Here is a 24,467-nt window from a genome sequence, read left to right as displayed (position 1 = left end):
GGGGCTTCTCTATTCTGCGGCCGCAGGGGGAAGGAAGGGAGGTGCCGCGAAAACCAGCGCTGCCGAGCGCAGCGCCGTCACGGCGTCGAGGGTCATCCAGATGGGGAGGTCACCGCTGCCCCAGGCCCACAAGCCGACGCCGGCTTCGTAGCGTTCCCACAGGGAGCTGAGCGCGCGGCTCAGCCGGGCCGCCGGCACCTGCGGTGCCTCGGCCAGTGCCTGGACGACCCATGCGGAGGTGAAATGCTTGATGTTCACCCGGACGGGTTCCCGCCCCCCGGGCTGGGGCAGGGCCAGGTCTTCCATGATCCCGTCGTCGGGGTGGGTCCGATCGACGAGCCACTTCGTGCCGACCTCGACGGCCTCCCGGACGTCGGCGCGGTCGTCGCCGGCGCGCAGGAGAGCCCGCAGGGCCACGACGGCCCGGGCGGTGTGCGCCGTCGAGGGCTCGGGCGCCACCAGGCGAGGTTCCTTCTTTTCGCCCCAAAGCGGGACGCCGCCGAAGTCGAGCCGGGCCGCGAGGAGGTCGTCCGTCAGGCGCCGGGTCAGCGGGGCGTCCGGCGCGAGCCGGACCGAGGTGCGCAAGGCGGCGGCAAGCAGGAAAGGCCGTGTCCGGCTGTAGTCGTCGAGCGAGTGCTCGAGGCTTTCGAGGCCCTCTTCCGCCGAGAGGATGGTGCTGGTCTGCGACAGCGCGTCCACGACCGCCGCCGTGACCTCCGGGCGACGGCCCTCCGACCGGCCTTGCCAGCCGAAGACGGTCCGCTTGGCGTAGAGGTCCCGGACCACGGCATGTAGGTCGATGTAGGGCTCACCCAACACGACCATGGCGCTGATCCCGTAGGCGGTGGCGAGCGTCGTGTGCTTGCCCCGCTTCTGGAGGTTGTGCCGCCAGCCGACCGCGCGACCGTTCTCGTCGCGGATCAGCTCCTGCGCGAGCGCGGCCCCCGCCCGCCGGAAGACTTCGAGCAGGGACCCGCCCGTCGAGAGGACCCCGGCCGACGCCTGGCCCGGCGACCGCGCCGCTTCCGCCAGCTCCACCAGCGCGTTCGCGGCCCGGAAGTGGTCGTCGAGCAGCCGGGCGTTCTCCGCCGACGGCAGGTAGCGGCCGGTCTCCCACTGGGTCAGGTTGGCCCGGCTCACGCCCACGATCCGGGCCACGTCCGCCTGGGTCTGACCGGCCACCTTGCGCAGCCGCCGCAGTTCGGCGCCCACGTCCTCGGCCGTCACCGTTACCACATCAGTACCTATCGGCCGCGGCGCGGTCGCTCTAGAATGTAGGTAAGCATTCGGCACCAGCCTTACCTACTCAGGTAGGCAGACGTAGGGAGGTGACAATATGTGGACACAGAGCGCACCTTATCTCATCCCTGACTCTTCCTCGGTGCGGACTTGGCACGACTCGCCCGAACGGGTTGCCTCCCCAGCTCGTGGCCCACCCGTTTCGCCGTATCGGTCACGACCACGCGCAGCTGGGGCACCACGGAAGGTGCCCGGCGGCCTCCCCGAGCCGCCCGTGGACGACCCTGCCGGGTCGGCCGTCCGAGTCCGTGCGTTCGCTCCGGGGGTGTCACGATGCAAGACCACAACCTACCTACGTCCGGCCAACGTGGTTGGTTCGACCGCCTGCTCGACCGCCTCGGCGCCTGGCTGTTCGCCACCGAGGAAGACGCCCGCGCCGAAGCGCGCGGCTGGGAGGTTCGCCGCGGGGCCCGAGGCACCCGCGTCTACCGCGATCCCCGCTGGGACACCGTGCACGCCTGCACCTCGTGCGGCGGCCACGGGCTCAGCCTCACCGACGGCGCGGCTTGCCCGGCCTGCGCCGGCACGGGAGTCGTCCGCCGGGCGCCCGCGACCGCCGTCCCGGTCGCCGACGGCTGCGAAGGAGCACGGTCATGACCCACGACAACCACGTCCCAGAACTGGCCCGGCAGCTGGCCCCCGTCAAGCGGCCCAACCCGCTGCTGCGGCTCTACCACTGGCGCTACGAAATCTTCGCCGTGACCCTCCTGCCCTACGCCGTGATCAGCCTCGTCCGCTGGCTGGGGCCGATCTGGTCCGTCGTCGCACTGGTGGTGGCGTTCAACTGGATCTTCTACTGGCGCGCCGCCCGCCGTCACCTGCGTGGGCGGCTGCGCGCGATCGTCGTGCAGCACCGGCTCCGCTCGGCCTTCGCGGGCGCCCGCATCTGCACGGTGGACGGCCGCAGGCCGGCGATCCTCTGGACCCGCCCGGTCGACGGCGACGTCGTGGTCTCGCTGTTCTGCCCGGCGGGCATCGGGTTCGAGCAGATCCACTCCCGGCGTGACCTCTTGGCGGACGCCTGCTTCGCCGCCGAGATCTACGTCGACCGCCACCCGAAGTACGGGGCTCTGGTGACGCTGACGATCTGCACCTCCGCGTTCAGGCGCGAGCCGAGCCGGGCCGCGTCGCCCGGTGAGGTCGTGCCGCTGCGGGCGCACAGCTGAGTCCGCCGGTGCCCGGCCGCGTGCCGGGCACCGCACAGGAACCGCACAGAGAGAACACACGATCACCAAAGCGGCGGCCGCGATCGTGGGGGCATGACAGCCACCGCCCCCGCATCGCGGCCCGGGACCGTCCCGGTCGACCTGGCCGGCCCGCAGCCCGTTCTCGACGTCGTCATCCCGGTCTACAACGAAGAGACCGACCTCGAACCGTGCATCCGCCGGCTGCACGCGCACCTGGCCGAGCACGTCTCCTACCCGTACCGGATCACCGTCGCCGACAACGCGAGCACCGACACGACGCTGCAGGTGGCCGAACGACTCGCCCGCGAATTCCCGGAAGTCGCGGTCCACCACCTCGACGAGAAGGGCCGCGGCCGCGCGCTCAACGCCGTGTGGCAGGCCTCCGACGCCGCCGTGCTCGCCTACATGGACGTCGATCTCTCCACCGATCTCGCCGCGCTCGGGCCGCTCGTCGCGCCGTTGCTGTCCGGGCACTCCGACCTCGCCATCGGCAGCAGGCTCGCCCGGGGGGCGCGAGTCGTGCGGGGCCCGAAGCGCGAGTTCATTTCCCGCTGCTACAACCTGATCCTCCGCTCGACGCTCGCCGCCAAGTTCAGCGACGCGCAGTGCGGCTTCAAGGCCATCCGCGCCGACGTCGCCCGCGAACTGCTGCCGCACGTCGTGGACACCGGCTGGTTCTTCGACACCGAACTGCTCGTCCTGGCCCAGCGCGCCGGGTTGCGCATCCACGAGGTGCCCGTCGACTGGGTCGACGACCCGGACTCGTCGGTCAACATCCTGAGGACCGCCACCGAGGACCTCAAGGGCATCGCCCGCGTCACCAAGGCCACCTTCACCGGGGAAATCCCGGTCAGCAGGCTGCGCGAGCAGCTCGGCAGGCAGCCGATCGGGGTCGACGCGCCCGGCGTGCCGCCGCGGCTGGTGACGCAGCTGGTGCGGTTCGCCGCGATCGGCGTCAGCAGCACGCTCGCCTACCTCGTGCTGTTCCTGCTGCTGCGCACGGTCGTCGGCGCGCAGCCGGCCAACTTCGCCGCGCTGCTGGTGACGGCGATCGGCAACACGGCGCTGAACCGGCGGCTCACGTTCGGCATCCGCGGCCGCGCCGGCGCCGGGCGGCACCAGTTCGAAGGGCTGATCGTGTTCGGCCTCGGGCTCGCGCTCACCAGCGGCTCACTGGCCCTGCTCAACGGATCCACCACCCCCGGCCTCGTCCTGGAGCTGGTCGTGCTGGTGCTGGCGAACCTCGCCGCCACGGTGCTCCGGTTCCTGCTCCTGCGCGGCTGGGTGTTCAACCCGCGCCGCCAGGCCACGCCGAAGAAGGAGTACTGATGACCACCGTCCTGCCCGCCCCGGTTTCCGAACCTCGGCACCGCAAGGAATCCGCCGCGCACGCACCACCGCGCTGGGTCCGCCCGGCGGTGTTGGGGCTGCTGGCCGCGACCGCGGCGCTGTACTTCTGGAACCTCACCGCGTCCGGTTACGGCAACTCCTTCTACGCCGCCGCCGTACAGTCCGGGACGCAGAACTGGAAGGCGTGGCTGTTCGGATCGCTGGATTCGGGGAACGTGCTGACCGTCGACAAGCCGCCCGCGGCCCTGTGGATCGGCACGGCGTTCGCCCGGATCTTCGGCTTCTCGAGTTTCACCGTGCTGGCGCCGCAGGCGCTGATGGGCGTCGCGTCCGTCGGGCTCCTTTACCTGACGGTGAAGCGGACGTCGGGTCCGGTCGCCGGGCTGCTGGCCGGCGCGATGCTGGCGGTGACGCCGGTCGCGGCGCTGATGTTCCGGTTCAACAACCCGGACGCGCTGCTGGTGCTGCTGATGGTCGCGGGCGCGTACTGCGTCGTGCGGGCCACGGAAAAGGCGAGCCCGCGCTGGCTCGCGCTGGCCGGTGTCGCGATCGGCTTCGGCTTCCTCACGAAGATGATGCAGGCGTTTCTGGTGCTGCCGGCGTTCGGCCTGGTGTACCTGATCGCCGCGCCTACGTCGCTGGGAAAGCGATTGCTGCACCTCGGCGGCGCGGTCGTGGCGCTGGTCGTTTCGGCGGGCTGGTACATCGCGCTGGTGGACGTGTGGCCGACGTCGTCGCGGCCGTACATCGGTGGGTCCGAAGGGGACAGTCTGCTCGAGCTCGCGTTGGGTTACAACGGGTTGGGCCGCATCTTCGGTGGCGGTGAGGGCGGCGGACCCGGCGGTGGCGGGGGCGGCGGGAACACCGGCTTCGGGGGCGCGTCCGGGCTGTACCGGATGTTCGGTTCGAGCTTCGGCACGGAAATCTCGTGGCTGCTGCCCGCCGCGCTGATCGGCTTGGTCGCCGGCCTCTGGTTCACCCGCCGTGCGCCGCGCACGGACCGGACGCGCCTGGCGCTGGTCCTGTGGGGCGGCTGGCTGGTCGTGACCGCGCTGGTGTTCAGCTTCATGAGCGGAATCGTGCACCCGTACTACTCGGTGGCGCTGGCGCCGGCGATCGCCGCGCTGGTCGCGATATCGGGCCGCGCGCTGTGGCAGGGCCGGGCGAACCCGGCACCGCGGGCCGTGCTGGCCGGCATGGTCGTGGCGACGGCGGTGTGGTCGTTCATCCTGCTCGACCGGACGCCGGAGTGGTTCCCGGCGCTGCGCTGGATCATCGCGGTCCTCGGGGTGCTCGTCGGGACGGTGCTCGTCATGGGTGTTCCCGCTTCACGCCGGCTGGTCGCCGTCGTGGCGGCGGCGGTGGTCCTGACGATCGGGGTGTCATCCGCGGCTTACGGCGTCGAGACGGCTTCGGTGGCGCACAGCGGATCGATCCCGACTTCGGGCCCGACGTCGAGCGCCATGGGCGGCTTCGGCGGCGACTTGTCTTCGACCGAGGTCGGGGCGCTGTTGGCGCAGACGACGACGAAGTGGGCCGCGGCGACGACGGGCTCGCAGAGCGCGGCTTCGCTGGAGCTGGCGAGCGGCAAGGCGGTGATCGGCATCGGCGGCTGGAGCGGTTCGGACCCGGCGCCGACGCTGGCGGAGTTCAAGGCGTACGTGGCGGCGGGCGAAGTCAAGTACTTCATCGAAGGCGGCCGGGGAGGTGGGCCGGGCGGTGGATCGTCGGAGATCACGGAATGGGTGACGGCGAACTTCACCGCCACCACGGTTGACGGCCAGACGGTGTACGACCTGCAGAGCTGAAGACCGTACGAAGGGGCTCGCTTAGAGCCCCTTCGTACGCAGGTGGTGCCTGACGTCACCGACGAGGTCAACCGTCGAGCGGCGCTTCGTGAACTGCCATCCGTGCTTACCCCAGGGTGAAGTGGCCCTCGTACCGGCTCGCCGCGATGGTCTGCAGTGGGAAGCTGGGTTCACCAACGCGCGCTGACGGCCACGGAAACGATCTCACCGGGAAAGTCTCAGCCGCCCCTTAGGTTAGGCGCGGATCATGGTGGTCAGAGGGGATGAGGAGGCCGCGATGAGCACCACACGTCCGGGTTACCCGCGCTGGCACACCGCGAGCGCGCAGGGGCCGCGCTCACTCAACGCCGATGCCGTCGGGGCGTACGCCGCCGCCGGTGGGCCTGGCATCGCGTTCGCTCTCGCCGATGGTGTCGGGGACGACCCCTCCGCCGCGCGGGCCGCCCGGATCGCCGCTGCGGCTGCCGCGCGCACGCCTGTCCACAAAGGACCCGTCGAGGCGGTTCTCGCCGCGCAGCGCGCGGTTCGCGAACAGACGCACGGGGATGCCGTGCTCGTTGTGGCCATGCCGGCCGAACGCGGTGGCTACCGCATCGCCTGGGTCGGCGACGCCCGCGCCTACGCCTGGGACGGCAGCACGCTGAGCCGCCTGACCACCGACCACACGCTCGCCGAATACTTCCGCGCCCACCACCAGCCCGTGACGCCGCGGATGGAGCACGTGGTCACGACCAGCGTCCGGACCGCCGAAGAACACGAGATCGGCACGGCGGAGACGACGAGCGCGGGCCTCCTGCTGACCAGCGACGGCGTGCACAAACCCCTGGCGGGCAGCGGGATCCGGGCCGTGCTCGCGCAGCCGGGCGCCGGTGCGGCCGAACTCGTCGACGCCGCACTCGCGCGCGATGGCTCGGACAACGCGACCGCCCTCTACGTCGAACCCCTGGAGGCGGCCGACCACACGACGGTCCGGTTTCCCGTCGCCGCGTGAACCCTAGGCGGCGCGCTTCAGCTGCCGATACTCGCGCAGCACCAGGACAATGATCAACACGTCGAGCGCGGCGAAGAACGGCAGGGCGATCGAGTGCGTGTGCACGGCCCGGAAAACCTCGTAAACCACGAAAGCCGCGAGAACGACAGCGGCCACCGGGTAAGCGCGGACGATCTTCCGGGCCAGCGCCCACACCAAGCCGAGCTTGATCACGCCGTGCGCCAGCAGATACGCCACCGCGAACGTCTTCGTATCACCGTGCAGGAAGTTCTCCGTCGCCGACGACAGGTGGCGGGCCAGTGTGCCCGACGGGTCGCCGAGCAGGTCGCGGGTGATCACGGCGTGGGTGAACCCGCTGACCGTCGACGCCGGGACGAACGCGAGGATCAGCGCCCCGATGACCTGCAGGGCGCCGTCGAGGGCCTTGAGGACGAGCGCGATCCGGAAGAACCGCTCGGTCGCCGTGGTGTTCTGCTGGGACATGCCTCCAGCTCAGCAGAAATGACTGGTCAGCGCACGTGGAGGCACTTTTCGCACCGTTCGTGGCGCGCTGTCCGGCCGGCCGGGTCCGTCCCGTAGAAGGGGAAACACGCCGCGCCGCAGACGGCGAGGAAGATCGGCCCGCACCGGAGGGGGTGCGGGCCGACCTGGTGGGCGACGGCCAGCGCGCGCCGCCGTGCGCCCGCTTCGGGGAGCCAGCCGTGGTCCGGCAGGGCGGCGCGGACCTCGGCGTCGAGCTCGTCGGCCCGGGCCAGCAGGTCCGCGCCGAGGTCGGCGAGCCGCTCCCCGAGGTCGCGGAGGATGTCGGGGCGCGGTGCCTCGTCCCCGACGGTCCTCGCCAGCCAGGCCAGATCGGGGACGAGCGACGCGTGCAGGTCGCGGATGCGCTCCAGCAGCCGATGGTCCCGGTCGGGCCCGGTCAGCACCGCGCCAGCCACGCCGACTCGCACCCGGTGCAGGTCGGGTCGAACCAGTGACCGCCGAGCTGCGGGACGTCCCGCACCGCGACGGTCACCTCTTCCCCGCACAAAGCCTCGAACCGTTCGTCCGGACGCGGGGGGAACGGCCCGTCGAGCGCGTGGCGCTTCCCCTCCGCTTGCTGCCACCTCAACATGCGGCTCATTGAAACTGTCCCAGCGCGTTGACACCAACCCGCGAAAGCAGCACATCGCGCCTGGTCAGCGCGCCGGCGTCGTCTCCGTCCGGACGACGTCCTCGGCGAAGGCGACCGCCGTCTTCGCTCCTTCGGCGCCGAAGATCGGGCCGTTCGTGTACAGGCCGTCGATGATGAACATGATGCGGTCCGCCAGGCGCTCCGGGTCGGGCGCCGACGTCTCGCCGGCGAGCTCGCGCAGCTGCGTCCGGACCCGCACGAAGTGGTCCAGCGACACCTGGTGCGCCGGGTGCTCCCGCTCCGGGAACTCCGCGAACGTGGTGCGCAGCGGACACCCCCGCGAGCCCGGCTCGTTGACCCGCACCCCCACCTCGCGCACCAGCTCCACCAGCTGCGGCCCGGCGTCCGACGCGGCGGCCTTCGCGTCCGCGACGATGTCGTCCCAGTCGCCGCTGCAGCGCCTCAGGTAGGCCACCACCAGCTCGTCCTTGCTCGTGAACTGGCTGTAGAGCAGGTTCTTGCCGCACCCGCACTCGTCGATGATCTGCTGCATCCCGACCGCGTGCACCCCGTACCGGTTGAACAACCGGGTGGCGGTTTCGAGGATGCGCTCACGGGCGTCCGGCATCGGTTTGCGCGGCATCAGCCGATCGTACCGGACCGAATGGTCCACATCGCGAATTCTCCGTTGACAACACATCCGCGAGCCCGCCATGATTCGGACCGGTCGGTCCCGGACCGATCGGTCCGACTCAACTGGGGGTTCCTTTGACCGTCTCCGCCTCTCCCGCCGCGGTCCACGACCGCCTCACCGCGCGTGCCCGCGGGCTGCTGCTCGTCCTCTGCGGCGCGCTGTTCCTCGACGCGCTCGACGTCTCGATGAAGGGTGTCGCGCTGCCCTCGATCGGCGCCGAACTGGGCCTGTCCACCGGCTCCCTGCAGTGGGTGGTCAGCGGGTACGTCCTCGGCTTCGGCGGCTTCCTGCTGCTCGGTGGCCGCGCCGCCGACCTGCTGGGCCGCCGCCGGATGCTGATCGGCGCGCTCGTCGTGTTCGCCGTCGCGACGGCGCTCGGCGGCCTCGCCACCAGCGGCCCGCTGCTCATCGCCGCCCGGTTCGTCACCGGGATCAGCGCCGCGTTCAGCGCGCCCGCCGGCTTCTCGATCATCACGACCAGCTTCGCCGAGGGCCCGGTTCGCAACAAGGCGCTGTCGATCTACACCGCCACCGGCGCGACCGGCTTCTCGCTCGGGCTCGTCGCGGGCGGGCTGCTCACCGAGGTCAGCTGGCGGTGGGTGTTCCACGCGCCGGTGCTCGTCGCGGTCGCGACGCTGATCGGCGCGCTCGCCGTCGTCCCGCGCACGCCCGCCACACCCGGCCGGGGATTCGACCTCGCCGGCTCCGCGACCGTCACCGCGGCCATGCTCCTGCTGGTCTTCACCCTGGTCGAAGCCCCGAACGCGGGCTGGGCGTCGGCGCGGACGCTCGGGTCGCTGGCCGCCGTCGCGGTGCTGCTGGCGGTGTTCGTGGTGATCGAACGCCGGGTGGCGCACCCGTTGCTGCGGCTGGGGATCCTGCGCTCCGGGCCGCTGGTGCGGGCGAACGTCGCGGCGATGTCGCTGCTCGGCGGCTGGGTCGGCGCGCTGTTCATCGTCACGCTGTACCTGCAGGGCGTCCGCGGCTGGTCGGCGCTGGAAACCGGGCTGGCGGTGTGCCCGAGCGGCCTCGTCGTGGCGGTCCTCGCGCCACGGATCGCCGCGCCGCTGGTCGGCCGGTACGGCTCGGGACGCGTCGCGCTGGCGGGACTCGTGTCGTCGGTGGCCGCGTACGCGCTGCTGCAGTTCCTGGACGCCTCGAGCGGTTACGCCACCCTGATGCTGCCGGCGTTCCTGTTGGTCGGAGTGGCCTTCACGCTCACCTACGGCCCGCTCACGATGGCCGCGGCGGACAGTGTCCCGGCCGCCGACCAGGGCTTGGCCGGCGGGCTGGTGAACACGGCGTTCCAGGTCGGCCCGGCCCTGGTGCTCGGGGTGGTTTCGGCGGTGACCGCGACCGGCAGCCTCCGGGCGGCCCTGGTGGTGCCGCTCATCGTGGCCACGCTGGGGGTGGCCGCGATGCTCCCGTCCCTGCGCCGGGCGTGAAAACGTGACGGCCTCCCCGGTGCCGGGGAGGCCGTCACGGCGTCACATGGCGGGCGGAGCCGAGGCAGTCCCCCACGCCGTGGGGGTGTCACTCAGCCGGAACTGGATCTTGCCCGCGCGGAGCAGATCCGCGTGGGAGAGCCAGCTGCGGTCGTAGCTCCGGTGTCCGATCCGGACGTCCTTTGTGTACTGCAGCTTCGATGCGCTCGCGCCCGGCGCCTCGATCTCGATCTTGCGGCCACCGGCCGGGCGGATCTCGACCTTCTCGAACATCGGCGTGCTGAGCAGGTACGTCCCGGAACCGGGCTGGGCTTCGAAGACGCCGGTCATGCCGAAGACGAGCCACGACGAAATGGTGCCGAGGTCGTCGTTGCCCGGCATGCCGTACGGCGTGTCGGTGAACAGCGTCCGCGCCGCGCGCAGCACGGCGGAGGTCTTCCACGGCGCACCCGTCCAGCTGTACATCCAAGGCGCGTGCAGGTCCGGCTCGTTGTTCGGGTTGAAGGCGAAGTTGTTGTGGTAGTCGTACGCGCCGTGGACCCAGGAGTCCTTGGCCGCCTTCGCCGGGTCGGTGAGCAGCAGCGGCACGTCGAAGAACGTGTCGAGCCGCTTCTCCGCCTGCGCCGGGCCGCCCATCAGGCCGAACAGCTTCGCGGTGTCCTGCTGGGCGAGCCACTGGTACTGCCACGGCGTGCCCTCGTGGAAGCCGGTGGACTTCGCCGGGTCGGGGTCGCCGACGCCGGTGCCGTCCGCGGCCTTCGTGCGCGGGAACCCGGTGAAGCCGTGGGATTCCACGCCGGTGTCCCACAGGTGCGCGAAGTTGCCGCACCGCGCCCGCAGGGTGGCGGCCTTGTCGCCGTACCCCAGCCCGGATGCCATGGTGGACAGTGCGCAGTCGGCGAGGGCGTACTCGAGGGTCGCCGAACCGGCCTGGCGCGTATCACCGTAGGTGTAGCCCGGCAGGTCCTGGTAGCCGATCCAGCCGTTCTTCACGTAGGTCGGGTTGCCGTCGCGGCCACGGAAGATCGACTGGTCTTTCGGTACCTCGTTGGCGTTGCGCCACAACGCGTCGAACAGCTGACGCGCGGTCCGGTCGTCGAGCAGGCCACGGCGGTAGTTGTCGACGACCCACGGCGTGACGGGGTCGCCGCTCATCACGTTCGTCTCGCCGCCGGCGAGCGCCCAGCGCGGGACCCAGCCGCCGTCCTGGTAGATCTTGAGGACGGACTTCGTCATGTCCGCGGCCTTGTCCGGGTGCAACAGCGCGACCAGCTGGTTCTGCGAGCGGTAGGTGTCCCACAGCGAGAACATCTGGTAGTAGGTGTCGCGGCTGCGGTGGACGGCGTCGTCGAAGCCGCGGTAGGAGCCGTCCACATCGGACCCGACGGACGGGTGCAGCAGCGACCGGTACAGCGCGCTGTAGTAGGTGCGCTGGTCGGCGGTCGTGCCCCCGGCGACGCGCATCCGGTTCAGCTCGGCTTCCCACGTGTCGTGGGCGGCCTTGCGCGCCTTGTCGAACGACTTGGGCTGCTCCGCCGTCCGGTTCAGGCGGGCGCCGTCGATCGAGGTGTAGGAGAGCCCGACGGAGGCGCCGACCTGGTTCTTCGCGGTGTCGAACGTGAGCCAGGCGCCGGTGCGCTGGGTGCCGAGCTTGGCGTCACGCTGGTTCGGCGTCAGCTTGCCGTCGGTCCAGGTGCCGAAGCCGGTGAATTCGCGGTCGAACTTGGCGCTGAAGAAGACCTTGTACCGCTCCTTCTGCGTCTCCCAGCAGAAGTTGCCGCCCTGCAGCCAGCCCTCGACGGTGTCGTCCCCGACGACGTGGACGTCGCCGGCGTAGGTGTAGCCGTTGCTTTCGCCGACCTCGATGAGCACGTTTTCGCTGGTCGCGCCGCTGGGGAAGGTGTAGCGGTGCTGGCCGGTGCGCTGGGTGGCGGTCAGCTCGGCGTCGATGCCGTTCGCGAGCTTGACGCCGTAGTAGCCGGGTTGGCGGGTCTCGTCGGCGTGGCTGAACTCGGCGCCGTACTGCGCGGGGTCGCTGGTGGTGACGGCGCCGGTGGTGGGCATGAAGCGGAAGTTGCCCATCGTCTGGCAGCCGACGCCGGAGAGGTGGGTGTGGCTGAAGCCGAGCGTGGTGCCCTGCGCGTAGTCGTAGGACGCGTACTTCTTGAGCTGGGTGTCCGGGCTCAGCTGGACCATCCCGAAGGGCGTGGTGGCGCCGGGGAAGGTGGTGCCGTCACCGTTGTTGCCGATCGAGGTGTCGACGAGCGTGGTGGGGTCGTCGGCGAATCTCGGCCCCGCGGCCTGAGCGGGGGTCGCGAGGGCCATGGTCGTGGCTGAGGCGAGCAGGGTGGCCAGGACGCGCGTCCGCGTTCTCATCCGTGTCCTCCTGACAACGTTGTCACATGCACGGTGGGATCTTTTCCGTTGTCCGGTGGACAAATCAAGCCCTGGCTCAGACCTGATGCGTGACGTGCCCGTCGAGGATCGTCGCCGTCACCGGGAGGGCGCGCAGGTCCGCCGGGGACAGGACCGAGGGATCCGCCGCCGTCACCATCAGGTCCGCGACGTCCCCCACCGCCACTTCGCGACGGCCGCCCGAGGACGCCGCCAGGGCGTCGGCGAACGGGATGGCCTGCTCCGGGTGCCACGGTGGGCGGTCGTCGTCCGTGCGGGAGATCGCCGAGGCGATCCCGTCCCACGGGTCCAGCGGGGCCACCGGGGCATCCGAACCGAACTCCAGGCGGGCCCCCGACTCCAGCAGGGAGCGGTAGGGGAACGCGCGCGACGTGCGGCCGTGCCAGTGGCGGTCCGCGACGTCGCGGTCGTCCGGCTGGTGCGACGGCTGGACCGCCGCGATCACGCCGAGAGAGGCGAACCGCGGGACGTCGGCGGGCGAGAGCAGCTGCGCGTGTTCGATGCGGCCCGGGCAGCCGACCTCCTCGAACGCGTCCAGCGCGATCGTGTTGGCCCGGTCGCCGATCGCGTGGACCGCCGGGAGCAGCCCGTGGTCGAAAGCGCGTCGCATCAACCGGATCAGTTCATCCGGCGGCAGTTCCAGCGAGCCCGGCGAATCCCCGCCCGGGTACGGGTCGTGGCAGTAGGCCGTGCGGGTGTTGAGGGAGCCGTCCACGAAGAGCTTGTACGGCCCGACCGTCACCAGCCCGCCGGAGCCGGGCAGGACGTCGCCGGTGCGGTGGCCGCGCTCGATGGTCTGGTCCAGCAGGTGCTTCGCGATCACGCACGAGATCCGCGCGGCCGGGGCGCCCCGGCGCGTCCAGTCCGCCACCGTGTCCGCGTACTCGTAGTCGACGATCTGCGTCACGCCCCGCGCGGCCGCCGCGGAAACCGCTTCCGCCACCCACCGGTCCTGGACGTCGATCGCCGCCGTCGGGAGCTGGGCCGTGGCGCTCATGCAGTCGCCTTCGAGCAGCACGCCCGTCGGGTGGTCGCGGCCGATCAGTTTCAGCGCCGCCGGGCTCAGCCACAGCGTGTGCAGGTCCGCGCTGAACAACGCGACCGCGCGCCCGGGCAGCGCCCGCTGCAGCAGGTCCTTGTGCGGCTTGTCCGGCCACAGCCCGTCGCGGAATCCGGCGCCCACGACGAGCTCCGTCTGCGGCGCGGGTGTCGCCAGCAGGTGCGCGAGCAGCAGCTCGATCGCCTCCCCCGCCGAGCGGGCCGCGTCGAGCGGGATGCGACGCCGGAACGTCGCCCACTGCACGACGTGGACGTGCGCGTCCACCAGCCCGGGCAGCAGCGTCCCGCCGTGCCCGTCGACCACCCGCGCGGCGAACCCGGTGGACCCCGGTTCGGTGATCGACGTGATCCGGCCGTCGTTCACCCGGACGTCGGCGAGGTCGCCGCCGAGCCCGGGCCGGACCCGGCGCAGCAGGAGATCATCCATGCGAACACCTTGCCAGTCCGGCCCGTCCGGGTGAAGCACGGCTTGAGATGAGGAACGGGCGGGTATTCGGCTACCGTTGGAACAGATGGCAGCCGTCGCCCGCCGAAGGGTCAGGGCCGGTCAGGAGCGCCGCCTTCACAAGCCGCGCAGGGTTCGACTCCCTCGGTTGCCGCCGATGACCGTGGCTGGCCCGTTCACGGCTGTCACCCCACCGGTATGTCCCGCCGCCGCAACGCGAACACCCCGCTCGCGCCCGCGACCACGGCGATCAGCACCAGCCAGAGCGCCGGTCCCGCCGAGAACGTGCCGCCCGGCAGGCGCGGCAAGTGCTGGAACGGCGAAATCCCCAGCACCACGTCGTTCCACCGCAACGCCGTCCCCACCAGCGACAGCAGCAGGAACCCCGCCAGCAGTCCCCACGCCGCCGCCGAATACCGCGGCAGGAAGCCGGTCAGCAGCACCGCCAGGCCCGTCAGGACCCACACCGCCGGCAGCTGGGCCAGCGCCGCCGGGACCAGGCCGAGCCCGTTGCCGTACGCCGCGCCGGTCGCCCAGCCCGTCGCCGCCAGCACGAACGCCGGGCCCAGCACCGCGAACATCACGTGGGTCAGCGCCCAGCCGACGCGGCCGGCCGCCGTCGCGAGCACCGGTTCCGCCCGGCCCGCCACTTCTTCCGCACGCAGCTTCAGCGTCGCCTGCACCGCGTAGCCCGCCGCCGCCAGGCCGAACAACGTCATCGTGCCCGCCAGGTACGCGTCCATCACCGCACCGCCGCCGCCCATGCGGGAGAAGACGTCCGCGACCGCCCGGTTGTCCCGCATCAGGCCGGCGACGTTCTGCGCGACCCCACCCATCAGCAGCCCGACGAGCGCCAGGCAGAGGGTCCAGACCAGCAGCGTCCCCCGCTGCAGCCGCCAGGCCAGCGCCAGCGGTGAGCGCAGCGACGCCTTCGCCGTCGCACGGCCCAGTCGCACCGGCAGCAAGGCCGCGCCGAGGTCCCGGCGCGCCGCCAGCACAACGGCCACGACCACTGAAGAACCGGTCGCGAAGACGCCCAACGCGAGCACCCACCACCGCTCCCCCGCGAACGGCCGCAGCCGGTGCGCCCAGCCGATCGGTGACAGCCAGGCGAGCCAGCCCGCCGATCCGCTGCTGTCCCCGGCCGCACGCAGCACGAACGCCAGCACCAGCGCCCCGATGCCGTGGCCCCGCGCGCCGCCCGCACCCCAGGTGAGCTGGGCGGCGACCGCGCCGACGCCGGCGAACACCCAACCCGCCAAGGCGAATCCCGCCCCGAGGGCCAGCGCACCGGCCAGGGGCACACCCTGGGCGGCGACGCCGAACGCGGTCAGCAGGCCGAACACCAGGCACGCACCGCAGGCGGCGAGCACCGCCGCGACCAGCCCCGCGTGGCGGCCGACGACGGTGGCGCCGGTGAGCTCACGGCGTCCCGCCTCCTCCTCGGTCCGGGTGTGCCGGACAACGGTGAGCAGCGCGATCAGCCCCACGACGACCGGGACGAACCCGCACTGCCAAGCCAGGAGATTCCCCGGCGCGGCACCGTAGAGCGGGCCGTTGCGCACGACGAACGTCGCACTCGACGCGTTGAGGTCGTAGAAGTGCTGCCGTGACGCGGCATCCGGGTACGCCGCCTCGATCGACGACAGGTACCCGGCCGGTGCGAGCGCGAGACCCACGATCCAGAGCGGCATGAGCAGGCGGTCGCGGCGCAGCACCAGCCGCAGCAGCGCCCACGTCCCGGTCACCGCGCCGCTCCGACCGGCTCGTCCTGCCGGTAGTGGCGCAGGAACAGCTCCTCGAGCGTCGGCGGGCGGCTCACCAGGCTCCGCAGCCCGGCTCCGGCGAGGTGCCGCATCACGTCGTCCAGTGACGTCTGGTCGACGGACAGGTGGACGTGCGAGCCGTACGTGCTCAGGTCGTGCACGCCCGGCAGCGCCGCGAGGTCCGCCGGCACGTGCGCGAGCGAGGCGTCGATCGTGATCCGGCCCAGGTGCCGCAGCTCGTCCAGGGTGCCGGACTCGACCGTGCGGCCGGCCCGGATGATCGTGACGCGGCCGCACAGCGCCTCGACCTCCGAAAGGATGTGGGAGGACAGCAGCACGGTCCGGTCGCCGCGCTCGCGCTCTTCCGCGACGACCTCCCGGAAGACCTCCTCCATCAGCGGGTCGAGCCCGGACGTCGGCTCGTCGAGGACCAGCAGCTCCACATCGGACGCCAGCGCGGCGACGAGCGCGACCTTCTGCCGGTTGCCCTTCGAGTACGTCCGGCCCTTCTTGCGCGGGTCGAGGTCGAAGCGCTCGATCAGCTCCGCGCGGCGGGTGGTGTCGAGGCCGCCGCGCAGGCGGCCGAGCAGGTCGATGACCTCGCCGCCGGTCAGGTTCGGCCAGAGCGTGACATCGCCCGGGACGTAGGCGAGCCGCCGGTGCAGCTCGGTCGCGTCGGTCCAGGGATCGCCGCCGAGCAGGGTGGCGCGGCCGCCGTCGGCCCGCATCAGCCCCAGCAGGACGCGGATCGTGGTGGTCTTGCCGGCGCCGTTGGGCCCGAGGAAGCCGTGCACCTCGCCGGTGTGGACGGTCAGGTCGAGCCCGTCGAGGGCCCGTGTCCGGCCGAACGCCTTGGTGAGGCCGTCGGCGGTGATCGCGTCGGCCATCGTCATCCCTTCCGTTTCGCGCTTTCCGTGGCCAGCACTTCGCGGGCCTTGTCGAGCAGTTCGGAACCGGCGAGCGGGTGGGTGAAGAGGTACCCGGCCGCGCTCATCATGCGGAGCATCGCCTCGTGCGTGCCCGGCTCTTCGCCGAGCGCCCGGGCCACGTGGTCCTGCAGGATCATCAGCCCGCCGGTCATCGCGGCGAGCGCGGCGCCGACCCCGCGGGGGTCCGGCACGTCGAGCCCCGCTTCGCGGAAGTAGCGCTCGGTGCCGTCGACGATGCCGACGAACTGCGCGGCCGCGGCTTCCGAACCGTCGACCATCGCGCGGCCCAGGTACCGGCGGAACAGCAACTGCCGGGCGTCGAACGTCGGCACGAAGCCCGGGTCCGCGTGCCCCTTGGCGAGCGCCTCCTCCTTGAACTTCAGCAGTTCGTCGAAGACGTAGGTGTCGCAGGCTTCGCGCAGGCCGTCCTTGGAGCCGAAGTGGTGGCGGATCAGGCCACCGGAGACGCCGGCTTCCTGGGCGATGTCCAGGATCGACGTCTTCTCCATGCCGCGTTCGGTGAAGAGCCGGATGGCGGCGTCGCGGATCCGGGCCCGGGCGGTGAGGTCTTCGGCGTTCATCCTCGTCCTATACGCACGTGTAGCTGACTACACGAGAATGTAGTGCGCTATACGCACGTATAGCAAGGCGGCACTTTCACGTGAAAGTGCCGGTTCCGGTGACGGACCAACCGATTAGGCCATTTGGCTCGCAACCAATTGCGGTCTATGGGCTAACTGTCTGATTGCTGCGGCACATCCCACCCTGTGTACTGCTCGGTACGCATCTCTTCATGAAGGGTCGTTTCAGTGACACAGCACAGATCGCGCTGGAGACGGCGGGCCGGGATCACCGTCCTCGCCACCGCACTCGGCGCCTCCGTCCTCGGCGTCGCCGTTCCGGTGGCTTCCGCCCAGCAGGCGCCGCCGACCAACGGCGCCGCCGACGGCAAGACCCTCGACGAGCACGACCGCGCGCTCGTCGCCGAAGCCGAGAAGGCCGGGAAGCCTGACGTCACACTGCTGATCGCCGCGGAAAAGGGCCAGACCGGCACCGCCGTGAACGAGCTCAAGGCCCTCGGCGGTGTCGTGCAGTCGACCGACACGAAGCTCGACTACGTCAAGGTCACCATCCCGCCCGCCAAGGCGGAGAAGGCCGCGAAGCTCAAGTCGGTGAACGCCGTCGACGTCGACGGGCTCATCGTGCGCGACGACCCGAAGCCCGACGGCGCGATGACCCCGCTGCCGCAGCCGGCCCCGGGCAAGGACACCCCGCGCGTCAACCCGTACCTGCCGACCGGCGACACCTACGCGGCGCAGTTCGGCCAGGTCCTGCCCAGCTGGGACGGCAAGGACGCCACGGTCGCGGTGCTCGACTCCGGCGTCGACCTCGACTCCCCCGCGCTGGCCACCACCAGCCACGGCGAGCGCAAGATCGTCGACTGGTACAACGCCAACGCCACCAACTCCGGCGACGGCACCTGGGTCAAGCAGTCGACCCAGACCTACACCGGCACCTTCACCTCGAACGGCAGGACGTGGACGGCCCCGGCGACCGGTGGTCCGTACACGTTCGGCCTCTTCGGCGAGACCGCGGGCGATCTGGGCGCCGCGGACAGCGAGACCGGCGGTGACGTCAACCGCGACGGCGACCGCGCCGACTCCTTCGGCGTGCTGCTCGACCCCGCCACCAAGGAGGTCCGGGTCGACCTCAACGGCAACGGCGACTTCACCGACGAGAAGCCGATGACCGACTACAACAAGAAGTACGACGTCGGCTTCTTCGGCACCGACAACCCGGCGACCGACATCGCCGAGCGGATGGCCTTCGTGGTCCAGACCGACAAGCCGGGCTTCGTCGGCATCGGCATCGCCGGTGCGGAGCACGGCTCGCACGTCGCCGGCATCGCCGCCGGCAACGACCTGTTCGGCGGCAAGATGGACGGCGCCGCCCCGGGTGCGAAGGTGCTGGCGGTCAAGGTGTGCCTCACCAGTTCCGGCTGCACGTCCTCCGGCCTGATCGACGGTGTCGTCTACGCGGCCAGCCACGGCGCCGACGTCATCAACATCTCGATCGGCGGCCTGCCGGCCCTCAACGACGGCAACAACGCCCGCGCGGAGCTCTACAACCGCACGATCGCCGAGTACAACGTCCAGATCTTCATCTCGGCGGGCAACAGCGGCGCCGGGGCGAACACCGTCGGCGACCCGTCGGTGGCCACGGACGCGATCTCGGTCGGCTCCTACATCACCAAGGAGACCTGGCTGTCGAACTACGGCTCGGTCACCAAGAACCCCGAGTCGATGCACCCGTTCTCTTCGCGCGGCCCGCGTGAGGACGGCGGCTTCAAGCCGGACATCATCGCGCCCGGCGCGGCCATCGCCACCGTTCCGCGGTGGGAGCAGCCGAGCCCGGTGGCCGGCACGTACCCCCTGCCGGCCGGCTACGCGATGCTGCAGGGCACGTCGATGGCGGCGCCGCAGGCGACCGGCGCGGCGGCACTGCTGGTGAGCGCGTACAAGGCGACCCACAACGGCCAGCGGCCGCCGGTGGCGCAGCTGCGCGCGGCGATCAAGTCGACCGCGCGGTTCGTGCCGGGCATCGGCGCGTACGCACAGGGCGCGGGTCTGTTCAACGTCCCGGCCGCGTTCGTCGCGCTGTCGCTCAACCCGAAGCCGGACGCCGTTTCGACGTCGGTCGAGGTGCACACCGCGCTGTCGGGCCTGCTGGCCAAGCCGAACACGGGCGTGGGCATCCACGACCGCGAGGGCGTGACCGTCGGCAAGGCCTACACGCGGACGTACACGATCACCCGCACCACGGGCGCGGCGCACCCGGTGCCGTACTTCGTGCGGTGGGTCGGCAACGACGGCACGTTCTCCTCCGGCTCGACGGTGGCCCTGCCGCTGAACACGCCGGTTTCGTTCAAGGTCACCGTGAACCCGAAGAGCACCGGCGTCCACTCGGCGCTGCTGTACCTGGACAACCCGCTGACCGTCGGCATCGACGTGCAGACCCTGAACACGGTCTTCGCGCCGCAGGAGTTCGTCGCGGGCAAGGGTTTCCAGGTCGACGTCGCGGGCAAGGCCGCCCGCAACCAGGCGACCAGCTACTTCGTGCGGGTGCCGCAGGGCGCCAGCGCGCTGAAGGTGGACCTGGACGCCGGCGCCGGCGCCCCGGGCAAGGGCCAGGTGCGGTTCCTGCGGTACGACCCGACCGGTGTCCCGGCCGAGGCCAGCACCGCGACGACCGCGTGCTACCTGCCCGACGCGGGCGCGGGCTGCGCCGGCGGCACGCCGACCAGCCGGACCATCGCCAACCCGCTGCCGGGCGTGTGGGAGATCACCGTCGAAGCGCGGCGGACGTCCGATGTGGACGAAGCGCCGTACAAGCTGTCGGCCGCGGTGCTGGGCACGGCGATCTCGCCGAACCCGGACGTCATCGCGTCCGCCACGCTGAACACGCCGATCTCGCGGTCCTACACCGTGCAGAACACGCTCGGCGCGTTCACCGGCAAGCTCAACGGAGCCACGCTGGGCAGCGCCAAGACGCAGCGGCCGTCCATCACCGAAGGCGTGCAGCAGCAGTACCAGATCCCGGTGACGGCGGGCTCGCAGTCGCTGACCGTCACGATCGGCAAGACGTCCGACGTCGGCGCCGACCTGGACCTGGTGCTCTACAACTGCACCACCGGGTCCTGCGTGCAGGCGGCGGTGAGCGCGGACGGTGACTCCGAGGAGTCGGTGACCGTGGCCAACCCGGCCGCGGGCACGTGGGTCGCGCTGGTCGACGGCTACGCGGTGCCGTCAGGCACCACGGAGTTCGACTACCTCGACGTGTTCACCAACCCGGCGTTCGGTTCGGTCGCGGTGACCGACGCCAACGCCCTGCGCGCGTCGGGCAGCTCGTGGACCGTGCCGGCGACGGTGACGGCCACCGCCGTCCCGGCCGCGGGCCGGATCCTGCGCGGTCAGCTGACCGTGCAGACCGACACCGGTGTCACGGTCGGCTCCTCGCTGGTGCAGATCAACGCGGTGAGCTAGTTCCCCGGTTCGTGGAGGCCGTCCCGAGAGTTCTTCGGGGCGGCCTTCACGGCGTTCAGGCCTCTTGCGCCCGGGTCACGAAGGGGGCCGGGTCCGCCAGCACGCGGTGGATCACCCGGCCGGCCGCGCCGAGGGTGGCCGCGTCACCGCCGAGGCGGGACGCCGACAGCACCGGGGGCGTGCCGCGCAGGCCGCCGAGGCGGGTGGCCAGGACCTCCGACACCGGCCCGGACACCCACGGGTACAGCTGCGTGAACACCCCGCCCAGGACGATGCGGTCGAGGTCCAGGAGGTTCACCGCCGACGTCAGGGCGATGCCGAGGGCGCGGCCCGCCGCCGTGCACGCCGCCAGCGCCGTCTCGTCGCCGTCTTCGAGGGCCGCCAGCAACGCCGGTACCGAAGGGGCGTTCCCCGCCGCCAGCAAGGCCTCCTGGCCGGCGTAGGTCTCCAGGCACCCGCTGCCGCCGCAGCGGCAGGCCGCTCCCTCCGGCGCCACCACGACGTGTCCCAGCTCGCCGGCCAGGCCCGTCGCCCCCGCGTACAGCGTGCCCTGCACGACCAGGCCGGCGCCGATGCCGATTTCGCCCGACACGTAGAGGAAATCGCGTTCGCCGTCGCCGTACCAGAGCTCGCCGAGGGCCGCGAGGTTCGCCTCGTTGTCGAGTTCGACCGGGACCGGCAGCCGCAGCAGGTCGGCCGGGCGGACGTCCTGCCAGCCGAGGTTGGGGGCGCTGAACAGCACGCCGTCGCCGACCGGGCCGGATACCGCCAGCACCGCGCCCGCCGCCTCCAGTCCCAGCCGGTGGGCCTCGGCCAGCGCGTCCAGCGCCAGCTCCTGCAGCTCACCCAGGACCTTCTTCGGCCGCGAGCCGCGGTTGTCGCGTTCGCGGCGGGCGGCGACCCGGACTTCGCCGGTGAGGTCGAGCACGCGCACCGCGAGGTAGTCGACGTTGATCTCCAGGCCCAGCGACGCCACGCGGGCCCCGCTGAGCACGACCGCCACGCCCGGCCGGCCGCGTTCGCCCACCCGCGCCGGCCCGGTCTCGGCGAGCAGGCCCGCGTCGACCAGGTCGCCGACCAGCTTGCTCACGGTCGACTTGGTCAGGCCGGTGACCTCGGCGAGCGCGGCCCGGGTCAGTGGACCGCCGCGGCTGACGGCGCCGAGCACGACCTCGAGGTTGCGGGCGCGCATCTCCTCGTGCCGCACGGCCTGCGTCATCGTGTCCTCCCGCGAAGACTGTAGCCCGGCCACTTGACGCCCGGGATCCGGCGGCGCATATTTAGTCTACAACATGAACTAAATGAAGGGACAGTCATGAGCGACTACGCTCCCCAGCCGGCCGACAAGTTCACCTTCGGCCTCTGGACCGTGGGCTGGCCCGCGAACGACCCGTTCGGGGTGGCGACGCGGGCGGCGCTGGACCCGGTCGAGAGCGTGCACCGGCTCGCGGAGCTGGGCGCCTACGGCGTGACCTTCCACGACGACGACCTCCTGGCCACCGAGCCGGACCGCGACAAGGCGATCGAGCGGTTCCGCAAGGCGCTCGCCGAGACCGGCCTCAAGGTGCCGATGGCGACGACGAACCTGTTCACCCACCCGGTGTTCAAGGACGGCGGCCTGACCAGCAACGACCGCGACGTCCGGCGGTACGCGCTGCGGAAGGTGCGCCGCAACATCGACCTGGCGGCCGAGCTGGGCGCGGAGACCTACGTCGTGTGGGGCGGCCGCGAAGGCGCCGAGTCCGACGCGGCGAAGGACGTCCGCGCGGCGCTGGACCGCTACAAGGAGGGCCTCGACCTGCTCGCCGACTACGTCGTCGAGAAGGGCTACTCGCTGCGGTTCGCGCTCGAGCCGAAGCCGAACGAGCCGCGCGGCGACATCCTGCTGCCGACGATCGGGCACGCGCTGGGCTTCATCTCGCAGCTCGCGCGGCCGGAGATGTTCGGCCTCAACCCCGAGGTCGGGCACGAGCAGATGGCCGGGCTGAACTTCGTGCACGGCATTTCGCAGGCGCTGTGGCAGGGCAAGCTGTTCCACATCGACCTCAACGGCCAGCACGGCCCGAAGTACGACCAGGACCTGATCTTCGGACACGGTGACCTGAAGAGCGCGTTCTTCCTGGTCGACCTGCTGGAGAACGGCGGCTACGACGGCCCCCGCCACTTCGACTACAAGCCGCTGCGCACCGAGGACGCCTCGGACGTCTGGGTGTCGGCGGCGGCGAACATGCGGACGTACCTGATCCTCAAGGAGAAGTCGGCGGCGTTCCGGGCCGACCCGGAGGTCGCCGAGGCGCTGGCCGCGTCCCGGGTCCCGGACCTCTCGACGCCGACCCTGGCCCCGGGCGAGAGCTTCGACGACGTCCTGAACGACGAGTTCGACCTCGACGCGGCGGCCGCGCGCGGCTACCACTTCACCCGGCTCAACCAGCTCGCCCTGGAGCACCTGCTCGGCGTGCGCTGACCGCCGGCCCGCTACGCCGCGGGAGTGCTTCCCGCGGCGTAGCGGATCGCGCCCAGCAGGAGCGTGCGGAACGCCGGATCGTCGTACGACTCGCTCGTGTGGCCGAGCCCGGTGTAGAAGGCCCGGCCGCGGCCCTGCGGGTGACACCACGTGATGGGGTGGTCCGCGCCCATGCCGCCGCCGGTGTAGCTGGACTCGTCCAGTGACTGCAGCACCCGCACGCGACCACGTGGGTTGGTGCGGAAGTCGTACAGCTCGTCGGTGCGGGTCCACACCGGCGGCAGGTGGGCGGTCGCCGGGTGGGCGCCGTCTTCGGTGACGAAGCGGGCCTGCTGGATCTCCGGGTGGGTCTCGAACCGGGCTCCCACCAGCTGCCCGTACCACGGCCAGTCGTACTCGGTGTCGGCTGCCGCGTGGACGCCGACGTAACCGCCGCCACCCTCTACATAGGACTCGAAGGCTGCCTGCTGTGCGGCGTCGAGGATCTCACCGCTGGTCGACAGGAACACCACCGCGTCGAAGGAGCCGGTGAGCACCGACGCGTCCTCGGTCGCCGTGACGGCGAAACCGTGCGCCGCACCCAGTTCCCGGATCGCCCGGATCCCGGCCGGGATCGAGTCGTGCCGGTACCCGGCCGTCTTGGAGAACACCAGCACCCGCACAGGAACCTCTTTCGTTCAGTGGGAACGGCGGCCGCCGGCAGGAGGTCCTTGACCTCGGCGACGCGGACTAGTTCTGTTACCTGGTAAGAACTTCGTGGCCGACGTCGTCGGCACCCCTCTTGGCACGATACCGGCAGAAACGCCCACACCGGGCCGTCCGTGCGGACAGCGTGGCGGACAAAGCCGGGCCCTCCCGCGGAATCGTCGCCGCGGATCGCCGGAAACCGGTCAGGCCGAGGCGGCCCCGCGAAAGCTCAGCGCGCCGAGCGCCCCGACGAGCGGAGCCAGCTCCGGCAGCGTCTCCGCCTCCGCCAGCGCCTCCGCCAGGGCCGTGTCGTGCGTCGGACGGGCCGCCGTCAACAGCGCCTGGCCCGCCGGCGTCACCTCCGTGTAGATCCCGCGGCGGTCGTCCTCGCACAGGTAGCGGGCCAGCAGCCCGCGGCCCTCCAGCCGCGCCACCAGCCGCGTCGTCGCCGACTGGCTCAGCACCACCGCGTTCGCGAGCTGGTTCATCCGCAAGTGGAAGCCGTCCTGGCGGGCCAGCACGTCCAGGACCGTGTACTCGCTCACCGACAGCTCGTGGTCGCGCTCGAGCGCCCGCTGCAGCCTGTCCTCGATCCGCGCGTGGAGCGCGGCCAGCGTCCGCCAGCCCTGCGCGCGCGCTTCGACGGCGTCGTCGTCCAGTGACACGGTTCACCACTCCCCGGCTTGCGCGCGCAGCTCACCAAGCCGCATGCTTGTGCAATATACGGCGTCTGCAACTATCTCGGACGCTTGTAGTTGCCAACGACAGTTA

At 71.5% G+C, this 24,467-nt stretch carries 21 protein-coding genes; 8 read left to right on the top strand and 13 right to left on the bottom strand.

Features of this window, described 5'->3' with window-relative positions; all coding sequences use genetic code 11:
- Positions 1-9: 9 nt before the first annotated feature.
- Positions 10-1,227, bottom strand: a complete 1,218-nt coding sequence (locus DV20_RS07260) for a helix-turn-helix domain-containing protein (RefSeq protein WP_043777554.1) — start codon at positions 1,225-1,227, stop codon at positions 10-12.
- Positions 1,228-1,572: 345 nt separating this feature from the next.
- Here DV20_RS07260 and DV20_RS07255 point away from each other — a divergent pair, with 345 nt between their 5' ends.
- The 5 genes from DV20_RS07255 (at position 1,573) to DV20_RS07235 (ending at position 6,635) form a co-directional block, all read left to right on the top strand.
- Positions 1,573-1,896, top strand: coding sequence for a hypothetical protein (locus tag DV20_RS07255; protein ID WP_051735827.1), 324 nt, complete (start codon positions 1,573-1,575; stop codon positions 1,894-1,896).
- Positions 1,893-2,465: a hypothetical protein gene (locus DV20_RS07250; protein WP_084093355.1), complete on the top strand. Its 573-nt coding sequence runs from the start codon at positions 1,893-1,895 to the stop codon at positions 2,463-2,465. The genes DV20_RS07255 and DV20_RS07250 overlap by 4 nt, the downstream gene beginning before the upstream one ends.
- A 93-nt stretch (positions 2,466-2,558) precedes the next feature.
- On the top strand, positions 2,559-3,815 hold the full coding sequence (locus DV20_RS07245; protein WP_043777553.1) for a glycosyltransferase: 1,257 nt from the start codon (positions 2,559-2,561) through the stop codon (positions 3,813-3,815).
- Positions 3,815-5,644: a glycosyltransferase family 39 protein gene (locus DV20_RS07240; RefSeq protein ID WP_043777552.1), complete on the top strand. Its 1,830-nt coding sequence runs from the start codon at positions 3,815-3,817 to the stop codon at positions 5,642-5,644. Before DV20_RS07245 ends, DV20_RS07240 begins: the two co-directional genes overlap by 1 nt.
- Before the next feature lie 277 nt (positions 5,645-5,921).
- A complete protein-coding gene (locus DV20_RS07235; protein WP_043777550.1) occupies positions 5,922-6,635 on the top strand; it encodes a PP2C family protein-serine/threonine phosphatase in 714 nt (237 codons plus the stop codon).
- A 3-nt stretch (positions 6,636-6,638) separates the two neighbouring features.
- On the opposite strand, the gene DV20_RS07230 is transcribed toward DV20_RS07235, so the two are convergent.
- The 4 genes from DV20_RS07230 to DV20_RS07215 form a co-directional block, all read right to left on the bottom strand.
- Positions 6,639-7,118, bottom strand: coding sequence for a DUF2127 domain-containing protein (locus DV20_RS07230; protein WP_043777548.1), 480 nt, complete (start codon positions 7,116-7,118; stop codon positions 6,639-6,641).
- Between the two features lie 26 nt (positions 7,119-7,144).
- Positions 7,145-7,573, bottom strand: a complete 429-nt coding sequence (locus DV20_RS07225) for a DarP family protein (RefSeq protein WP_235190730.1) — start codon at positions 7,571-7,573, stop codon at positions 7,145-7,147.
- The gene (locus DV20_RS07220; protein ID WP_043777807.1) at positions 7,555-7,749 is read right to left on the bottom strand and encodes a zinc finger protein; all 195 of its coding nucleotides are present in this window, start codon (positions 7,747-7,749) and stop codon (positions 7,555-7,557) included. Before DV20_RS07220 ends, DV20_RS07225 begins: the two co-directional genes overlap by 19 nt.
- Before the next feature lie 64 nt (positions 7,750-7,813).
- Entirely contained in the window at positions 7,814-8,392 is a 579-nt protein-coding gene (locus DV20_RS07215; RefSeq protein ID WP_063607779.1) for a TetR/AcrR family transcriptional regulator, read from the bottom strand.
- A gap of 125 nt (positions 8,393-8,517) precedes the next feature.
- On the opposite strand from DV20_RS07215, the gene DV20_RS07210 reads away from it, so the two are divergent.
- Positions 8,518-9,888 carry an MFS transporter gene (locus DV20_RS07210; protein ID WP_051735825.1) on the top strand — a complete coding sequence of 457 codons (1,371 nt, stop codon included), beginning with the start codon at positions 8,518-8,520 and terminating at the stop codon, positions 9,886-9,888.
- A gap of 42 nt (positions 9,889-9,930) precedes the next feature.
- Here DV20_RS07210 and DV20_RS07205 read toward each other — a convergent pair whose 3' ends face one another.
- The 5 genes from DV20_RS07205 to DV20_RS07185 all read right to left on the bottom strand — a co-directional run bounded on the left by DV20_RS07205 (position 9,931) and on the right by DV20_RS07185 (position 17,083).
- Entirely contained in the window at positions 9,931-12,264 is a 2,334-nt protein-coding gene (locus DV20_RS07205; RefSeq protein ID WP_084093353.1) for a GH92 family glycosyl hydrolase, read from the bottom strand.
- 76 nt (positions 12,265-12,340) lie between these two features.
- A complete protein-coding gene (locus DV20_RS07200) occupies positions 12,341-13,789 on the bottom strand; it encodes an amidohydrolase (protein WP_043777538.1) in 1,449 nt (482 codons plus the stop codon).
- Positions 13,790-13,992: 203 nt separating this feature from the next.
- Complete coding sequence (locus DV20_RS07195; RefSeq protein WP_043777537.1) at positions 13,993-15,555, bottom strand: ABC transporter permease; 1,563 nt, start codon at positions 15,553-15,555, stop codon at positions 13,993-13,995.
- Positions 15,552-16,460 carry an ABC transporter ATP-binding protein gene (locus tag DV20_RS07190; RefSeq protein WP_043777535.1) on the bottom strand — a complete coding sequence of 303 codons (909 nt, stop codon included), beginning with the start codon at positions 16,458-16,460 and terminating at the stop codon, positions 15,552-15,554. Before DV20_RS07190 ends, DV20_RS07195 begins: the two co-directional genes overlap by 4 nt.
- 2 nt (positions 16,461-16,462) lie before the next feature.
- Positions 16,463-17,083, bottom strand: coding sequence for a TetR/AcrR family transcriptional regulator (locus DV20_RS07185; RefSeq protein WP_043777533.1), 621 nt, complete (start codon positions 17,081-17,083; stop codon positions 16,463-16,465).
- Positions 17,084-17,311: 228 nt separating this feature from the next.
- On the opposite strand from DV20_RS07185, the gene DV20_RS07180 reads away from it, so the two are divergent.
- Positions 17,312-20,545 (top strand): S8 family serine peptidase, encoded by a 3,234-nt coding sequence (locus DV20_RS07180; RefSeq protein WP_043777531.1) that lies wholly within the window; start codon positions 17,312-17,314, stop codon positions 20,543-20,545.
- A 55-nt stretch (positions 20,546-20,600) separates the two neighbouring features.
- On the opposite strand, the gene DV20_RS07175 is transcribed toward DV20_RS07180, so the two are convergent.
- Positions 20,601-21,764, bottom strand: coding sequence for an ROK family transcriptional regulator (locus DV20_RS07175; RefSeq protein WP_043777529.1), 1,164 nt, complete (start codon positions 21,762-21,764; stop codon positions 20,601-20,603).
- 96 nt (positions 21,765-21,860) lie between these two features.
- On the opposite strand from DV20_RS07175, the gene xylA reads away from it, so the two are divergent.
- Entirely contained in the window at positions 21,861-23,009 is a 1,149-nt protein-coding gene (gene xylA / locus DV20_RS07170; protein ID WP_043777526.1) for a xylose isomerase, read from the top strand.
- A gap of 11 nt (positions 23,010-23,020) precedes the next feature.
- On the opposite strand, the gene DV20_RS07165 is transcribed toward xylA, so the two are convergent.
- Both DV20_RS07165 and DV20_RS07160 read right to left on the bottom strand, forming a co-directional pair.
- Positions 23,021-23,671: a ThuA domain-containing protein gene (locus DV20_RS07165; protein WP_043777524.1), complete on the bottom strand. Its 651-nt coding sequence runs from the start codon at positions 23,669-23,671 to the stop codon at positions 23,021-23,023.
- Positions 23,672-23,899: 228 nt separating this feature from the next.
- Complete coding sequence (locus DV20_RS07160) at positions 23,900-24,361, bottom strand: MarR family winged helix-turn-helix transcriptional regulator (protein WP_043777523.1); 462 nt, start codon at positions 24,359-24,361, stop codon at positions 23,900-23,902.
- Between the last annotated feature and the right edge of the window lie 106 nt (positions 24,362-24,467).

The organism is Amycolatopsis rifamycinica (assembly GCF_000695625.1).
Classification (GTDB): Bacteria; Actinomycetota; Actinomycetes; order Mycobacteriales; family Pseudonocardiaceae; genus Amycolatopsis; species Amycolatopsis rifamycinica.
The sequence above is the reverse complement of the archived record's forward strand: the minus strand, read 5'-3'. Positions and strand labels throughout refer to the sequence as shown.